Origin of the sequence: Herbiconiux liukaitaii (assembly GCF_041927495.1) — a bacterium.
In the GTDB taxonomy this organism is placed as follows: Bacteria; Actinomycetota; Actinomycetes; order Actinomycetales; family Microbacteriaceae; genus Herbiconiux; species Herbiconiux liukaitaii.
The window spans coordinates 252429-269153 of sequence record NZ_JBHFHG010000004.1; the positions used below are offsets into that span (position 1 = coordinate 252429).

The window sequence follows — 16725 nt, forward strand, 5'->3', positions numbered from 1 at the left end:
CCCACCGATCCGGATTGCCTACACTGGAGGCGCACGAACGAGAGAAGACGGCGGGCGCATGAACGACAGGATCACGCGGGTCACCCGCGGCCTCGTCGCCGCAGCGGTCGCCACGTTCGTGGCCGCCTTCTCCCATGTGGTGGCCGGGGGAGGCGCTCCCGGAGCAGCGGGCTCCGCCCTCGCCGTGGCATTCGCCGTGCTCGTGTGCGTGGCCCTCGCGGGCCGTCGGCTGCGGGACCTCTCGCTCACGCTCTCGGTGGTGCTCAGCCAGTTCGTCTTCCACCTGCTCTTCGGAGTGGGTGGGGGCGGGGCAGCGGTCTCGCACGCAGGCGCCGAGGTCGCTGGCCATGCGGGGCACGGAGCGGATGCGGCTCAGCTCGCCGCCCTGCTGCCCGAGGCGACGAGCGGCATGGCCCACAGCGAGTCACCCTGGATGTGGTTCTCGCACGCCGTGGCCGCCGTGGTGACGATCGTGGCGCTCCGACGCGGCGAGCTGACCCTGAGGCGACTGGGCGACCTGGGCCGCGTGCACCTCGCCGCCGTCCCCCGCGCCACCGCCATCTTCTCGGTCTTCGCCGCCTACCTCCGTGCGGCTCGGATCGCGCTCGGCCTCGACCCGACCGTCGGGGTCCTTCCCCGGCCGGGGCGTGCCAGGAGCGCCGATCCGGCCTCCGCCGTCGCCGATCTGCTGCGCGACCTCGTGGTGCTCACCGGCGGTCTCCGCCACCGCGGTCCTCCGCGCGCGGGCTCCGCGCTGCTCGCCCCCTCCGTCTGACCGGACCGTTCCGATCGGGCGCCGAGCGCGCGCCCGCATCACCCGCATGCCGACCGGCGTGCGGAGGAACAGATCTCGAAGGACACCATCATGACCACCCGTTCCCGCGCGCGCCTGGCCACCCTCGGCGCCGCATCCGCTCTGCTCACCGCTGCCGCCGTGGTGCTCGCCGCACCGCTCGCCGCGAGCGCCCACGTGCGCGTCGATCCGTCGACCGCCACCCCGGGCAGTTACACGACCCTCACCTTCAAGGTGCCCAACGAATCGGCGACCGCGAGCACCAATCGTGTGAGCGTCGATCTCCCGACCGACACGCCCTTCTCGAGCGTGAGCTACCAGCCGGTGCCCGGATGGACCGCCGAGGTGATCGAGGGAGCCCTGCCCGAGCCGGTCACGGTGGGGGAGGCCACGCTCACAGAGGCCCCGCTCTCGGTGGTGTGGACCGCCGACGACGGCATCGGCATCGAGGACGGCCAGTTCCAGGAGTTCCCGATCTCGGTCGGGCCGGTGCCCGACACGCATGAGGTGGTGCTGCCCGCGCACCAGAGCTACACCGACGGCACCGTCGTGGACTGGGTGGACGAGCCGCTCGCCTCCGGTGAGGAGCCCGAGCACCCGGCACCCGTGCTCGCGATCGATCAGGACGCCGCCGACGAGGGCCACGGGGCCCACGGGGCCGCTGCCGGCGACGCTTCGGTGACGGCGGGCGACGCGGATGCGAGCTCCGCCTCGGCTTCGGGTTCTGCATCCGGATCCGGCGATCTCTCCATGGGTCTGGGCATCGGCGGCTTCGGTCTGGGTGCGGTCGCCCTCGTGGTGGCCGTGGTGGCGCTGCTGCGCCGCCCGGGAGCCAAGGCATGAGGCGGGTGCGCAGACGATCCGCGACCGCCCTGGCGGCCACCGTGGCGGTGGGGCTGCTGCTCGCCGGAGTCGCCGGTGTGGGCGTGGGAGCCGTCGGGGGTGCGAGCAGTGCCTCCGCCCACGACTACCTCGTGTCGACGAACCCGGCCGCCGACGCCACGGTCACCGAGGCGCTCACGGAGGTGGCGCTCGACTTCAACGAGCCGCCGCTCACCGACTTCGCCTCGGCGATCGCCATCGAGGTGCGGGACGCCTCGGGTGCCGACGTCGTGACCACTCCGGTCTCGATCGTCGACAGCACCCTCACGGTGTCGGTGGCGCCGACCACGCAGGGCGCCTACACGGTGCTGTGGCAGACGGTCTCCTCGGATGGGCACCCGGTCTCGGGGGAGTACGCCTTCACGTACAGCGGGCCGGTGGCCCAGCCCACGGCTGAGCCCACAGCAACGCCTCCGGCCTCGTCCTCGGAGCCACCCACAGCGGCGCCGACGCCCTCGGCCTCGCCGGGCGGGGAGGCGAGCGGCGACGCCGATCCCACCTCCTCCGAGGGCGGATCGAATGGTTCGGGCGCTCTCGTCTGGGTCGGCATCGGCGGCGCGCTCGCCGTGCTCGCGATCGCCGGCGTCATCGTGGCCGTGGTGCTCACCAGGCGGCGCACCACACCCTGACCCGGGTCACCTGACCCTGGGCGATCCATCACGAGCGCCGTCGCTCCCACTCACGTCGGGGCGGCGGCGCTCAGCCGTCACTCGGAACCGGGCTTGCCCGCATCCGCACCGGGCGTGCCCTCATCCGCACCGGGCGTGCCCTCATCGGAACCGGGCTTGCCCTCATCCACCGTGCCGCGCACCGGGATGAGCAGGAGCAGACCCACGAGCAGCACGAGCACGATGCCGAGGATGCCCCAGTACTGCACGTTGACGCCGGGCCCGAAGACGGCGGCGCCGATGCCGATGAACAGCGTGAACATGGCGGGGGAGAGGAACGTGGCGGCCTTGCCCGTGGTGGCGTAGAGGCCGAAGATCTCGCCGTCACGGCCCTCGGGGATGCGACGGGCCAGGAACGAGCGGCTCGCCGACTGCGCGGGGCCCACGAAGGCGCACAGCGCGAGACCGAAGATCCAGAACACCGTCTGCCCGCCGTCGTGCAGGAAGAAGACCGCGGTGCCGCAGATCACGAGACCCACGAGCGAGGTCACGATCACGGGCTTGGCGCCGAAGCGGTCGTCGAGCAGGCCCACGAGCACCGTGGAGGCCCCGGCCACCACGTTCGCCGCGATGGCGAACACGATGACCTGGCCCGGCGAGAAGCCGAACGATCCGGCCGCCAGCACGCCGCCGAACGTGAAGACGCCGGTGAGGCCGTCGCGGAAGACCGCGCTGGCCACGAGGAAGTAGACGGTCTGCCTGCTCTCGCGGAACAGCGTGCGGATGTCGCGGAACAGGATGCGGTACGACTCCACGAAGCTCACGCGCTTCGCCGCCGCCACGCTCCCCGTGGAGCGCGGCGACTCGTACTCCGGCACCGCGAGCAGCACCGGGAGGGCGAAGAGCCCGAACCAGATGGCCGAGACGAGCACGGTGACGCGGATGGGGTAGCCGTCGGTGTCCGGCACGCCGAACAGTGCGCTCCCGCCGATGGGCTCGATGAACCCGAAGTAGACGAACAGCAGCAGCACGATGCCGCCCACGTAGCCCATTCCCCAGCCGAAACCGGAGACCTTGCCGACCGTGCTGCGGGTGGAGACCTGCCGGATCATGGCGTTGTAGTTGACGCTCGCGAACTCGAAGAACACGGTGCCGGCGGCGAGCAGCAGCAGGCCGAGCCAGAGGAACGACGGATCCGGCGCCACGAAGAACATGAGCGCTGAGAGCGCCACCACGATGTAGGTGTTGATGCCGAGCCACAGCTTGCGGCGACCCCGCCTGTCCGAGCGCTGGCCCGTGACCGGGGCGAGCAGCGCCACGAGCACACCCGCGATGGTCATGGCGACGCCGAGCTGCGCCGAGACGACGGTCTCGCCGCCGAACGAGTCGCTCGTGAGGTAGACCGTGAAGACGAACGTGGTGATGACGGCGTTGAAGGAGGCCGAGCCCCAGTCCCAGAGACCCCAGGCCAGCACGTGCCGCCGCTGCGGTTTCGGCCCGGCGGGAGCGGTGGCGGAGGGTGCGAGGGTGCCGTCGGTCATGCAGTCACAGTAGTGCGGGGTGGTGAACATCCGGAGTCATAGGGGCTCCATAGCGGGGTCGAAGCGCACTCCCGGATGCGGGGGCTGGGATGGGTTCATGACCGAGAACACCTTGCGCCGCCGCACCGGCCTCATCGCGTGCCTCTCCGCCTTCGGCCTCGCGAGCGCGCTCGCCGTCGGCACCGCCGTCTACGCCGACAACCAGGCCGACGCCACCACCGCGTCGTCGTCTGCGTCCTCCTCCGCCAGCATCTCCGCTTCGCGGCCGATGCCCCCCAACCCCTACCGATTCGACACCCGATCGGGTTCGAGCACCCAGACGGATGCGGTGGCCGCCTCCGCAGAGCAGACCGCGGGTGTCGTGACGATCGTCTCCGACCTCTCCTACCAGGGCGCAGCCTCGGCGGGCACGGGCATCGTGCTCACGAGCGATGGCCTCATCCTCACCAACAACCACGTGGTGGAGGGGTCGACGAGCATCGAAGTCACCGACGAGCTCACCGGCACCGAGTACACGGCGACCGTGGTGGGCACCGACTCCACGCACGACATCGCCGTGCTGCAGCTCGAGGGCGCGAGCGGCCTCGAGACCGCCAACCTCGCAGACACGGGAGCTTCCGCCGGCGACGCCGTGACCGCCGTGGGCAACGCGGAGGGAACCGGTGACCTCGTGGCCGCCTCGGGCACCGTCACGGCCCTCGAGCAGTCCATCACCACGCAGAGCGAGACCGGCATCGAGGGCGAGACTCTCGAGGGCCTCATCCAGATCGACGCCGACATCGTCTCGGGCGACTCGGGCGGGCCGCTGCTCAACGCCGAGGGCGAGGTGGTGGGGATCAACACCGCCGCATCCTCCGGCAGCGCCGACATCACGGGCTTCGCCATCCCCATCGACGACGCTCTCGACATCGTGACCCAGATCGAGGCGGGCGCCGACACCTCGACCATCGAGATCGGCTACCCCGGGTTCCTCGGTGTGGGCATCGGATCGGGCACCACGGGCGGGGCCGTCGTGGCCGGCGTCTACGAGAACACCCCCGCCGCCGAAGCGGGCCTCGCGGCCGGCGACACCATCACCGCCGTCGACGGCACTCCCGTGGCGACCGCCGCGGAGCTCTCGGCGAACCTGGGAGCGCGCGAGCCCGGAGAGACCGTGACGCTCGAGTGGACGACGGCCGCCGGAACGGCCCAATCCGCCACCGTCACGCTGATCGCGGGCCCTGCCGCCTGACAGAGTTGAGTCGAGTTAGCTCAACTTCAGCTGGGAGAACTTGACGCGGCCGAGTGGACGTGGGAAAGTTGACATCACAAGGCTCAGGTCTTGACAAGCTTCCCGATTACTCAGCATCACAACTCAAAGGAGACAGCCACTATGGCTCGTGCAGTAGGCATCGACCTCGGAACCACCAACTCGGTGGTGGCCGTACTCGAAGGTGGAGAACCCACCGTCATCGCGAACGCGGAAGGCTTCCGCACCACCCCCTCGGTGGTCGCCTTCACCAAGGACGGCGAGGTGCTCGTCGGTGAGACGGCCAAGCGCCAGGCCGTCACCAACGTCGATCGCACCATCTCCAGCGTCAAGCGCCACGTCGGCACCGACTGGAAGGCCGACGTCGAAGACAAGAAGTACACGCCTCAGGAGATCTCGGCGCGCATCCTCGCCAAGCTCAAGCGCGACGCGGAGTCGTACCTCGGCGACACGGTGACGGATGCCGTCATCACGGTCCCCGCGTACTTCAACGACTCGGAGCGCCAGGCCACCAAGGAGGCCGGCGAGATCGCGGGCCTCAACGTGCTGCGCATCATCAACGAGCCCACCGCTGCGGCGCTCGCCTACGGCCTCGACAAGGGCAAGGAGGACGAGCTCATCCTCGTCTTCGACCTCGGTGGCGGCACGTTCGACGTCTCGCTGCTCGAAGTGGGCAAGGACGACGACTTCTCCACCATCCAGGTGCGCTCCACCTCGGGCGACAACCGCCTCGGTGGAGACGACTGGGACCAGCGTGTGGTCGAGTACCTCATCAAGCAGTTCAAGGACACCACGGGCGTCGACGTCTCGAAGGACAAGATCGCCCTCCAGCGCCTCAAGGAGGCCGCTGAGCAGGCCAAGAAGGAGCTCTCCTCCGGCATGTCGGCCAGCATCACGCTGCCCTACCTCTCGCTCACCGAGAACGGCCCCGCCAACCTCGACGTGACGCTCAGCCGCGCCAAGTTCGAGGAGCTCACGAGCGACCTGCTCGCCCGCACCGAGAAGCCCTTCAAGGACGTCATCGCCGAGGCGGGTGTCTCGGTCAACGACATCGCGCACGTCGTGCTCGTGGGTGGATCGACCCGTATGCCGGCCGTCGTGGAGCTCGTCAAGAAGCTCACGGGTGGCAAGGACCCGAACAAGGGCGTCAACCCGGATGAGGTCGTCGCCGTGGGCGCCGCCCTTCAGGCCGGCGTGCTGCGCGGAGAGCGCAAGGACGTTCTGCTCATCGACGTCACCCCCCTGTCTCTCGGCATCGAGACCAAGGGCGGCATCATGACCAAGCTCATCGAGCGCAACACGGCCATCCCCACCAAGCGCAGCGAGACCTTCACGACGGCAGACGACAACCAGCCGTCCGTCGCCATCCAGGTCTTCCAGGGCGAGCGCGAGTTCACCCGCGACAACAAGAACCTCGGCACCTTCGAGCTCACCGGAATCGCCCCGGCACCTCGTGGCATCCCGCAGGTCGAGGTCACCTTCGACATCGACGCCAACGGCATCGTGCACGTCTCCGCCAAGGACAAGGGCACCGGCAAGGAGCAGTCGATGACCATCACCGGCGGCTCGTCGCTGGCCAAGGAGGACATCGACCGCATGGTGCGCGAGGCCGAGGAGCACGCCGCCGAGGACAAGTCGCGCCGCGAGGCCGCCGAGGTGCGCAACCAGGCCGAGACGCTCGCGTACTCGACCGACAAGCTCATCAAGGAGAACGACGACAAGCTGCCCGAGGATGTGAAGACCGAGGTGCAGGCCGACGTCGACGCTCTGAAGACCGCGCTCGCGGGTGAGGACGAGGCGGCCGTGAAGACCGCCTTCGACAAGCTCAACGAGAGCCAGCAGAAGCTCGGCCAGGCCATCTACGCCTCGGCCCAGGCCGATGCAGCCGCTCCCGCAGGCGAGGGTGAGGCCACCGAGTCCACTCCGTCGAAGGAGGAGGACGACGTGGTCGACGCCGAGGTCGTCGAAGACGAAGACGAGCCGAAGGACAAGTAACCCATGACTGACGACAAAGAGACCGGTCGTCAGCCTGATGACGAGTCGGGCGCCTCTTCTGAAGAGACGCCCGATTCGGGGTTCATCCAGGCTGAAGGACCAGACGTGGAGACGTCGCTGACCGACGCCGACCTCTCGTTCCTCTCGGGGCAGAGCTCGGCCGACGAGCTGGCCGCCGAGCGGCTGGCCGACCTGCAGCGGGTGACCGCGGAGTACGCCAACTACCGCAAGCGCACCGAGGCGAACCGCGAGATCGAGAAGGAGCGCGCGGTCGGCGAGGTCGTGAAGGTGCTGCTGCCCGTGCTCGACGACCTCGACCGTGCCGCCAAGCACGGCGACCTCGAGGAGGGCGGCCCGTTCACGGCCATCGCCACGAAGCTGCGCTCCGGCGTGGAGCGCGTGGGGCTCATCCCCTTCGGTGCCGCGGGTGACGAGTTCGACCCGCAGATCCACGAGGCGATCTTCCAGCAGCCCTCTGACGAGGTGACCGCTCCGGTGATCGCCGATGTCGTGGAATCCGGGTACCACCTCGGCAGCACCCTGCTCCGCGCCGCGAAAGTCGTGGTGGCGGTGCCGAATGGCTAGCCAGGACTGGTTCGACAAGGACTTCTACAAGGTGCTCGGGGTCTCGAAGGAGATCTCGGATGCCGACCTCAAGAAGGCGTACCGCAAGCTCGCCCGTCAGTACCACCCCGACTCCAACCAGGGTGACGTGAAGGCGGAGGCGAAGTTCAAGGAGATCAGCGAGGCCTACTCGGTGCTCTCCGACGCTGAGCAGCGCAAGGAGTACGACCAGATCCGCGCCATGGGCTCCGGCGCTCGCTTCACGGCGGGCGGCGGGGGCCAGGGTGGCGGCTTCGAAGACGTCTTCGGCGGCATGTTCGGTGGCGGGGCCGGCGGCGGTCGCTCGCAGGGCTACAGCTACCAGGAGGCGCCGGCCGGCTTCGACGACATCCTGGGCGGCATGTTCGGCGGCTCCCGTGGTGGTCGTGCGGGCTTCGGGGGCGGCTTCGGCGGCCCCACGCGCGGTCGCGATGTGACCGCGCGCACCACCATCGACTTCATCACCGCGGTGAAGGGCGACACCATCAAGCTGCAGACGGCGGATGGCAAGCCGATCACGGTGAAGATCCCAGCGGGCGTGGCCGACCAGCAGAAGATCAAGCTGCGCGGCAAGGGCGAGCCCTCGCCCGACGGGGGAGAGACGGGCGACATCGTGCTCACGGTGTCGGTGCGCAAGCATCCGGTGTTCGAGCGCGATGGGCTCAACCTCAGGGTCAACGTGCCCGTCACGTTCGTGGAGGCCACCCTCGGTGCCACCATCGAGGTGCCCACCCTCGGTGGCAGCCCCGTGAAGCTCAAGGTGGCTCCCGGCACCCCCTCCGGTCGCGTGCTGCGCGTCAAGGGGCGCGGTGTCGAGACCGCCAAGGGCAAGGGCGACCTGCTCGCGGTGGTGCAGGTGGCGGTCCCCGCTCACCTGTCGGCGGCGCAGCGCGAGGCCCTCGAGGCGTTCCACTCCGTGGAGCCCGCCGAGAACCCGCGCACCGAGATGCTCGCCAAGGCGCGCGAGTAGCACCATGAACGACGTCGACGAGAACTCGCCGCTGTTCGCCATCGCGGTGGCGGCGGAGCTGGCGGGCATGCATCCGCAGACCCTCCGGCAGTACGACAAGCTCGGCCTCGTGCGGCCCACCCGCACGGCCGGCAAGTCGCGCCGGTACTCGATGCGCGACGTCGTGCAGCTGCGGGAGGTGGCGCGATTGTCCTCCGAGGGGGTCTCCCTCGAGGGCATCGCCCGCATCCTGCAGCTCGAGAACCAGGTGGCGCACCTCTCGTCGCGCGTGCGCGAGCTCGAGGGCGCCCTCGCCGACGAGCTGCTCAACCGGCCCGGCCGGCGGGTCTTCGCGGCGGGCGTGGAGGGCGAGGTCATCTCGCTCAAGCACGGCACCCGCACCCAGCGCCGCACCGAGCTCGTGGTCTGGAAGCCCCTCACCGACCGCTGACCGCTTGTTGCCGATCGGGTGTCGACTGACCTACCCTCGATCATGAGCTTAAGTCAGGAGCGCGCGCTCCGTCAGCCGTCGTGGCAGTCCGCCATCGGCGCCGGGGTGGTGCAGGGGCTCTGCCTCTCGATGGTCGGGGTCGCTCTCGGGTGGGTTCTGACGCGGGATGACGTGGCGTCGTCGGGCGATCTGCTCATCGCCGGGTCCGTCGCGCTCGTCGCCGTGGTCGGGGCGTGGTGCTGCGGGTACGGAGTGCTTCTCGCACGCGGAGTGCCGCGGCCCGCGCTCATCGCGTGGTGCACTCTGGGGGGCACGGCGCTCGCGGGTGGTCTGGCGGCGGTGGTGATCGGTTCCATCGCGTTCGCGGTGGGGCTGCTCTCGGCGCTGGTCACGTTCTCGGGCGAGTTCATCGTGCCGATCGTGGTGGTCTCGGTGGTGCTCAGCGCCGCGTGCACGATCCTGATCGGTGTCGGGGTCTCGATCATCGTCGTGCGCGCCCTCGGTCACGACGAGGTGATCTGAGCGGGGGTGGCGCAGCGCGTACGGTGGAGGGGTGACCGACTTCTCCTTCGAGGCCCTGCGCCGGCATCCCGATGTCGAGGCCGACAACCTCTTCGCCTCCGACGCGAGCGACCGGCTGCTGCTCGACACCGCTGCCGAGGCCCTCGAGGCCACCGTCGACGAGCCCGGCCGGGTGGTGGTGATCGGCGACCACTACGGAGCCCTCACCCTCGGCGCCGCCGCCGTGCTGGGGCTGCACGGGATCCGCGTGCACCAGGATCCGCTCGCGGGCGAGCTCGCTCTCGCCGCGAACGCCCGCCGGGTGGCCGGCGTCGACCTCACCGGGCGGTTCCGCAGCCTGCCGCTCGGCCCCGAGCTCGTGGCCGACGCCTCGGTGGTGCTGCTGCAGCTGCCGCGCAGCCTCGCCGAGCTCGACGAGATCGCCCGGCTCGTGGCCGCGCACGCGCGCCCCGACGTGGTGGTCTTCGCGGGTGGACGCGTGAAGCACATGACGACCGCGATGAACGAGGTGCTCGAGCAGTCCTTCCACACGGTCTCGGCGGGGCTCGCTCGCCAGAAGTCGCGCGTTCTCACCGCCTCAGGCACTCGTGCTGACGTGGCGCCGGCCGCAGAGCGGCGGGAGTTCCACGACGGCGCTGGACTGTGGGTGGCCGCGGTGGGCGGTGCCTTCGCGGGCACGAAGATCGACATCGGCACGCGCCTGCTGCTCGAGCGGCTCGACGCGGTGGCACCCCAGGCGCGCACCGTGATCGACCTCGGCTGCGGCACCGGAGTGCTCGCCGCCGCTCTCGCCCTGCGGCGCCCCTCGCTGCGGGTGATCGCGACCGATCAGTCCGCGGCGGCCGTGCTCTCGGCGGAGGCCACGATGCAGGCCAACGGGATCGGCCGCGACGCGGCGAGACCGGGCGGCCCCGTGGAGGTCGTGCGCGACGACGCCCTCTCCGGCTTCGCCGCCGGCTCGGCCGACGCGGTGCTGCTGAACCCGCCGTTCCACGTGGGCTCGACCGTGCACGCCGGCATCGCGCTCAAGCTCTTCGAGGCAGCGGGCCGGGTGCTCGTGCCGGGGGGCGAGCTGTGGACCGTGTACAACTCGCACCTCTCCTACCGGGCGGCGCTCCAGCGTGCGATCGGTCCCACCAGGCAGGTGGACCGGAACGCCAAGTTCACACTGATGGTCTCGACGCGGCGCTGACGGCCCTGGCCTGAGCGAGCGCCCGGGCGCGGGAGCGCACGCCCGACGGCAGCACGAGCCGGCCGTAGGCGCCCTCCGCCGTGAGCAGCAGCGCGGTGATGCCCGCGAGCGAGGCCCCGATGACGGCCGTGGGGATGAGCCTGGATCCGTCGAGCTGCGAGACCAGGTCGAGCGGTTCCGCGAGCCCGATGATCATGAAGAAGGCCGTGCTGTAGACGGCGACCCGCAAGCGCTTCACCCCGTCGATGCCCGCGAACGCGAGGAAGACGAGCAGCCACAGGGCGTACCAGGGGTGGATGACGGGGGAGACCAGGGTGATCGCCGCGAAGCAGCCGAGGAGGAGCAGCAGTGGATCCGCATCCCGGCGACGGATGAGCAGGAACGCGGCGACCGCGCATCCGCCCGCCAGCAGGGCGACCTTCACGACGGTCTGCACGATCTCGCCGTCGATGCCCACCCCGTTGGCCATGCCGCCGAGGGCGATGCCCACGATGTTGGCGGGTGCGTACCAGGAGGAGATCGTGGCGGGTGTCGCCAGGGCGGCCACCCAGCCCACCCCCACACCCAGCGCGAAGCCGAGCACGGCGATGCCGCCGAGCGCGATGCCCGTGACCGCGGCCCAGCGCCGCACCACGGCGCCCCACGCGGGTCGGACGCCGGGGCCTGCGGCGGTGATGGCCCAGATGAGACCCACGATGGGCAGCGCCACGATGGCGATGGGCTTCACACCGATGGCGAGGCCGATGAGCACGGCGCCCAGTACGGGACGGCGGTCGAGGGCGTAGAAGATGCCGGCCGCGATGAGGCCGAGCATGAGGGAGTCGTTGTGGCCCGCCACCACGAAGTTCATGAGCGCGAGCGGGCTCGCCGCCACGAGCCAGAGCACCACGGAGGCGTCGCGGCCGCGGAGGTGGGCGATGCGCCAGGCGAAGTAGGCGAGCATGGCGAGGCCTGCCACCGCGACGAGACGGAACGCGAAGACGCCCAGCTCGTGCGGGAACCCCTCGGTGACCGTGGCCACCACACGCTCGATCCAGACGAAGACCGGACCGTACGGCGTCGCGGTGTCGGCCCAGAGGGGATCGACGCCGATGCCGAACCAGCCGGGCACGCTCGAGACGCCGTTCTCGTAGGGGTTGAAGCCCGCAGCCACGAGGCGGCCCTGGGCGAGGTAGGCGAACATGTCGCGGCTGAAGAGGGGGAGCGAGAAGAGGAGGGGGAGGCTCCAGGTGGCGGCGGAGACGGCGATCGTGCGCACGGAGGCGGATCCGGAGGCGTCGGCGGCCGGGTCGCCGCTCACGCGCCGCCGCTGCGACAGCAGGTCGAGGCCGAGCGCGAGCCAGGCGGTGAACAGCAGCACGGCGCCGCCGGCCACGAGGAGCCCGCACGCGAGCACGGCCCCGCGCGAGTGCCGTACGGCCTCGAGCACGCCGATGTCGTGGAGGCCGGAGAGGGGCGCGATCCATCCGACGCCGTAGGAGCCCAGGGTCATGGCGATCGCCCCCGCGAGGCCGATGAGCAGGCGGATGCGCGGAGAGAGCGAGGGCACGGTCCAGGAATACCACCCCGCGCTGAACGCAAGACGAACAGTGGCTGGACGGACGCCGCTCTGCTAAACTTGAGTCACATCAACTCAAGTTTTACACCCACGAGGTAGAGAGAAGAATCCCGAGAATGGCAACCAACCAGGGAACCCCGAGCGGCGACGAGCAGAAGAGCGCGCTCGAGCAGTACGGCGTCAACCTGACGGAGATCGCGGCGAGCGGCAAGCTCGACCCGGTCATCGGCCGCGACGCCGAGATCCGCCGTGTGAGCCAGGTGCTCACGAGGCGCACCAAGAACAACCCCGTGCTCATCGGCGAGCCCGGAGTGGGCAAGACCGCCGTGGTGGAGGGGCTCGCGCAGCGCATCGTGGCGGGCGACGTGGCCGACTCGCTCAAGGGCAAGCAGCTCGTCTCGCTCGACCTCGCGGCCCTCGTGGCCGGGGCCAAGTACCGCGGCGAGTTCGAGGAGCGGCTGAAGGCCGTGCTCAAGGAGATCAACGACGCCGACGGCCAGGTCATCACGTTCATCGACGAGCTGCACACCCTCATGGGTGCGGGCGGCGGCGAGGGCTCGGTGGCGGCCTCCAACATGCTGAAGCCCATGCTCGCGCGTGGCGAGCTGCGCCTCATCGGCGCCACGACGCTCGACGAGTACCGCGATTTCGTGGAGAAGGATGCGGCCATGGAGCGGCGCTTCCAGCAGGTGTTCGTGGGGGAGCCGTCGGTGGAGGACACCATCGCCATCCTGCGCGGGCTCAAGGAGCGCTACGAGGCGCACCACAAGGTGTCGATCGCCGACTCGGCGCTCGTGGCCGCCGCCGCGCTCTCGAACCGCTACATCCCCGGCCGGCAGCTGCCCGACAAGGCCATCGACCTGATCGACGAGGCGGCCTCCCGGCTGCGCATGGAGATCGACTCGGCTCCCGTGGAGATCGACGAGCTGCGCCGCTCGGTCGACAGGCTGAAGCTCGAGGAGCTGGCGCTCAAGAAGGAGAAGGACGACGCCTCGAAGGAGCGCCTCGCCGCGCTCCGCGAGATGCTCGCCTCGCGCACGGCTGTGCTCGCCGAGCTGCAGGAGCGGTGGGAACGCGAGCGCGCCGCCCTCAACCGCGTGGGTGAGCTCAAGGAGAAGCTCGACAACGCGCGCATGCGCGCCGAGCGGGCCCAGCGCGAGGGCCAGCTGGAGAAGGCCTCGCGGCTGCTCTACGGCGAGATCCCGCTGCTCGAGCGCTCGCTCGCGGAGGCCGAGGCCGCCGAGGTGGCGTCCGAAGGGGTCGAGCGCATGGTCAACGATCAGGTGGGGTCCGACGACATCGCGGCCGTGATCGCCGCGTGGACCGGCATCCCCGTCGACCGTCTCACCCAGGGTGAGACCGAGAAGCTGCTGCACCTCGAGGCCGAGCTGGGGCGCCGCCTCATCGGCCAGAAGGTGGCCGTGAAGGCGGTGGCGGATGCGGTGCGCCGATCCCGCGCGGGCATCTCCGAGGCGGATCGGCCCACCGGTTCGTTCCTCTTCCTCGGCCCCACGGGTGTCGGCAAGACCGAGCTCGCCAAGGCGCTCGCCGAGTTCCTGTTCGACGACGAGAAGGCGCTCATCCGCATCGACATGTCGGAGTACGGCGAGAAGCACTCGGTGGCACGGCTGCTCGGTGCGCCTCCCGGATACGTGGGCTACGAGGCCGGCGGTCAGCTCACCGAGGCCGTGCGCAGACGGCCGTACTCGGTGGTGCTGCTCGACGAGGTCGAGAAGGCGCACCCCGAGGTGTTCGACGTGCTGCTGCAGGTGCTCGACGACGGGCGGCTCACGGATGGGCAGGGGCGCACGGTCGACTTCCGCAACACGCTGCTCGTGCTCACCTCGAACCTGGGGTCGCAGTTCCTCGTCGATCCGTCGCTGTCACCGGCCGATCGGGAGACACTCGTGCAGGCCGCCGTGCGGCAGGCCTTCAAGCCCGAGTTCGTGAATCGGCTCGACGACATCGTGGTGTTCCAGGCGCTCACCGAGTCGGATCTGGCGCAGATCGTGTCGCTCTACGTGGATCGGCTGTCCCTCCGACTCGCGTCGCGCCGGCTGTCGCTGGCGGTGACTCCGGATGCGCGGGCCTGGCTCGCCGAGCGCGGTTACGACCCCATCTACGGGGCCCGGCCGCTGCGGCGGCTCATGCAGAAGCAGATCGACGACAGGCTCGCCATGGTGCTGCTCTCGGGCGAGGTGCGCGACGGCGACTCCGTGCGCGTCGACGTCGCCCCGTCGGGCGACGCCCTCACGGTAGCCGCCGAGTAGCGCCTGGCGCCTGCTTGCCTGAGTAGAAATTGCTCGGGGCTCATTGGGGCGTTCGTCGCACAGGGTTGAGGGGCCGGCCGCACGGGGTCGGCCCCTTCTTCTCGAGAGGCCCCTCGCATGCGCCCGAATCCTGCATCACGCTCTTTGGCTGCGATCGCGGCCGTTCTCGTCTGCGCGGTGGTTGTCGGTGGTGGTGGAGTGGCCGCACACGCCTCCGCCCGCACCGAGGCACTCGCGCCTGTCGACGCGGGGTCGCGTGTGGTGGAGTTCGTCTTGCCGAACCCGAACGGCCTGCCGAGCGACGTGGAGGCCGGTGCCGACGGCAGCGTCTGGGTCGCCTCCTTCGCCGACAAGACGGTGGTGCACTTGGCGCTCGACGGCTCAGTGCTGGCAGTCGCCCAGCTCACGGGCGGCCCCACCGACCTCACCTCGGATGGCGCGGGCGGGGTCTGGGTCACCGAGTTCGCCTCGAACGCCATCGCCCACGTGGCGGCGGATGCAGCGGTGACCGAGTACAAGCTCCCCACAGCCAACTCATTCCCTGCGCGCATCTACGACTCCGGTGACCACGTCTTCTTCACCGCCTCCAGCACCCAGAAGCTCGGTCGCCTGACGGAGTCCACCGGAGCGATCGAGGAGTTCCCCATTCCGGGTGCGCAGTCGCCCTGGGAGATCACGGGAGTCGGCGACCAGATCTGGGTGAGCGACACCAACGCAGACCTCACTTGGAGTTTCGACCGCGGCGGAGCGATCATCGAGGCCATGCCCGAACTCGGCGGTTTCGAGAACCTTGATCTCAAGGCGGTGTCCGGATGGGTGTCCGGGTACGGGGCAACCGACGGACAGATCGTCAGCCTGAGTAAATCACCCGGAGAGCCCGCCTGGAGTCGCAATTTCTTCGACGGAGCTACGGACTTGAACGGACTCAAGCAGAACGGTTCATCTGTCTGGTGGGTCGATTCGGGCGAGAACTCCGTCTCCTTCAGAGGACCGGGAACTTTCACTGCCCCCACTCCCGACGGCGGCCTGAATGGCCTGACGGTCAGCGGTGGCCGGTGGGTGTGGACGGTGGGCAAGAAGTCCGGAAAGGTCCTTCGCATGGACGCAATCGCGGCGGCTCCAGTCACCCGTCATGGAGGCGCCGACCGGTACGAGATGGCTGCCGACTTAGCTCGCGATCAGTTCGGAGGGACGAGGCATACGGTATTCATCGTGAGCGGGCAGACATTCGCCGACGCGCTCAGTGCGGGGCCGATTGCGGCGGATCTCGGCGCTCCGATCCTCCTGACGCAGCGGGACGCACTGCCGGATTCCTCTGCGCGAGAGATCGCCAGGATGGCCCCGGAACGGGTGATCGTCGTCGGGGGACCCGCCTCGGTCTCTGCGTCAGTGCTCTCTTCGGTGGCGAGCATGGCGCGAGACGCCGAAATCCGCCGGATCGACGGTCCCGACCGCTTCGCGGTGTCGCGAGCGCTCGTCACCAGCGACCTCGCGCCGGACGGGACGACTCTCTACATAGCGGACGGCGCCAAATTCGCTGATGCGTTGTCGAGCGGTCCAGCAGCGGCGTCAGTCGAAGCCCCACTCCTTCTTGTGAGGGGGTCTGAGGCGAAGCTGTCGGCCGAGGAGATGATGATTGTCGCCAAGTACGCGGGAACGGATTCGGCCGTCAAGATCGCAGGAGGTGAGTTGTCTGTCTCTGCATCCATAGCCAGTCAGCTGAGTGGCGCCGTGACGACCCTCTCGCGTTTCGGGGGAGCGGACCGTTACGAGGTGTCTCAGGCGATCAACCGCGATGCGTTCCGTGGTCACGAGGTGGGCGCCTTGACGTTCCTCGCGAGCGGTGCTTCGTTCCCGGACGCACTGGCCGGCGGGCCCGCCGCGGCGAACCGTGGAGGATTGCTTCACCTCGTGCGGAGCGACTGCGTGCCGGGAGTAACCTTGGACGCGCTGGCGGGGGCGTACGAGGTGCATCTTCTCGGAGGGCCGGCGAGTCTTGCGCCGACGGTGGAGTCGCTGACCGCCTGCCGCTAGGTGAAGGCACGCACCCGCTCGAAAGCGCAAACGCGGCCGCATCCGACCTCTGCGAGGGGGCGAGGGCCGCCGCGTTGC

General features: G+C 69.9%; 14 protein-coding genes. 12 read left to right on the forward strand and 2 right to left on the reverse strand.

Annotated features, from left to right (window positions below; all coding sequences use genetic code 11):
• Positions 1 to 58: 58 nt before the first annotated feature.
• The 3 genes from ACEXQC_RS08875 (at position 59) to ACEXQC_RS08885 (ending at position 2304) form a co-directional block, all read left to right on the forward strand.
• Positions 59 to 775, forward strand: a complete 717-nt coding sequence (locus ACEXQC_RS08875; protein WP_374820558.1) for a hypothetical protein — start codon at positions 59 to 61, stop codon at positions 773 to 775.
• A 90-nt stretch (positions 776 to 865) separates the two neighbouring features.
• Positions 866 to 1636, forward strand: a complete 771-nt coding sequence (locus ACEXQC_RS08880) for a YcnI family copper-binding membrane protein (RefSeq protein WP_374820560.1) — start codon at positions 866 to 868, stop codon at positions 1634 to 1636.
• A gap of 5 nt (positions 1637 to 1641) precedes the next feature.
• Complete coding sequence (locus ACEXQC_RS08885; RefSeq protein ID WP_374820563.1) at positions 1642 to 2304, forward strand: copper resistance CopC family protein; 663 nt, start codon at positions 1642 to 1644, stop codon at positions 2302 to 2304.
• Positions 2305 to 2381: 77 nt separating this feature from the next.
• On the opposite strand, the gene ACEXQC_RS08890 is transcribed toward ACEXQC_RS08885, so the two are convergent.
• Positions 2382 to 3824: an MFS transporter gene (locus ACEXQC_RS08890; protein ID WP_374820566.1), complete on the reverse strand. Its 1443-nt coding sequence runs from the start codon at positions 3822 to 3824 to the stop codon at positions 2382 to 2384.
• A 97-nt stretch (positions 3825 to 3921) separates the two neighbouring features.
• On the opposite strand from ACEXQC_RS08890, the gene ACEXQC_RS08895 reads away from it, so the two are divergent.
• The 7 genes from ACEXQC_RS08895 (at position 3922) to ACEXQC_RS08925 (ending at position 10785) form a co-directional block, all read left to right on the forward strand.
• Positions 3922 to 5055 (forward strand): S1C family serine protease, encoded by a 1134-nt coding sequence (locus ACEXQC_RS08895; protein WP_374820569.1) that lies wholly within the window; start codon positions 3922 to 3924, stop codon positions 5053 to 5055.
• A 141-nt stretch (positions 5056 to 5196) separates the two neighbouring features.
• Positions 5197 to 7068, forward strand: a complete 1872-nt coding sequence (gene dnaK / locus ACEXQC_RS08900) for a molecular chaperone DnaK (protein WP_374820571.1) — start codon at positions 5197 to 5199, stop codon at positions 7066 to 7068.
• A gap of 3 nt (positions 7069 to 7071) precedes the next feature.
• Positions 7072 to 7653 carry a nucleotide exchange factor GrpE gene (locus ACEXQC_RS08905; protein ID WP_374820574.1) on the forward strand — a complete coding sequence of 194 codons (582 nt, stop codon included), beginning with the start codon at positions 7072 to 7074 and terminating at the stop codon, positions 7651 to 7653.
• Positions 7646 to 8641, forward strand: coding sequence for a DnaJ C-terminal domain-containing protein (locus tag ACEXQC_RS08910; RefSeq protein ID WP_374820577.1), 996 nt, complete (start codon positions 7646 to 7648; stop codon positions 8639 to 8641). Before ACEXQC_RS08905 ends, ACEXQC_RS08910 begins: the two co-directional genes overlap by 8 nt.
• 4 nt (positions 8642 to 8645) lie before the next feature.
• Positions 8646 to 9071, forward strand: a complete 426-nt coding sequence (locus tag ACEXQC_RS08915) for a heat shock protein transcriptional repressor HspR (RefSeq protein ID WP_374820580.1) — start codon at positions 8646 to 8648, stop codon at positions 9069 to 9071.
• A gap of 42 nt (positions 9072 to 9113) precedes the next feature.
• Entirely contained in the window at positions 9114 to 9593 is a 480-nt protein-coding gene (locus ACEXQC_RS08920) for a hypothetical protein (protein ID WP_374820582.1), read from the forward strand.
• A 31-nt stretch (positions 9594 to 9624) separates the two neighbouring features.
• Complete coding sequence (locus ACEXQC_RS08925; protein ID WP_374820585.1) at positions 9625 to 10785, forward strand: class I SAM-dependent methyltransferase; 1161 nt, start codon at positions 9625 to 9627, stop codon at positions 10783 to 10785.
• Here ACEXQC_RS08925 and mptB read toward each other — a convergent pair.
• Positions 10757 to 12334 carry a polyprenol phosphomannose-dependent alpha 1,6 mannosyltransferase MptB gene (gene mptB, locus ACEXQC_RS08930; RefSeq protein WP_374820587.1) on the reverse strand — a complete coding sequence of 526 codons (1578 nt, stop codon included), beginning with the start codon at positions 12332 to 12334 and terminating at the stop codon, positions 10757 to 10759. The two genes, ACEXQC_RS08925 and mptB, sit on opposite strands and share 29 nt — an antisense overlap.
• Before the next feature lie 125 nt (positions 12335 to 12459).
• Here mptB and ACEXQC_RS08935 point away from each other — a divergent pair, with 125 nt between their 5' ends.
• Both ACEXQC_RS08935 and ACEXQC_RS08940 read left to right on the forward strand, forming a co-directional pair.
• Positions 12460 to 14613: an ATP-dependent Clp protease ATP-binding subunit gene (locus ACEXQC_RS08935; RefSeq protein ID WP_374820590.1), complete on the forward strand. Its 2154-nt coding sequence runs from the start codon at positions 12460 to 12462 to the stop codon at positions 14611 to 14613.
• Between the two features lie 144 nt (positions 14614 to 14757).
• Positions 14758 to 16647: a cell wall-binding repeat-containing protein gene (locus tag ACEXQC_RS08940; RefSeq protein ID WP_374820593.1), complete on the forward strand. Its 1890-nt coding sequence runs from the start codon at positions 14758 to 14760 to the stop codon at positions 16645 to 16647.
• Positions 16648 to 16725 lie beyond the last annotated feature (78 nt).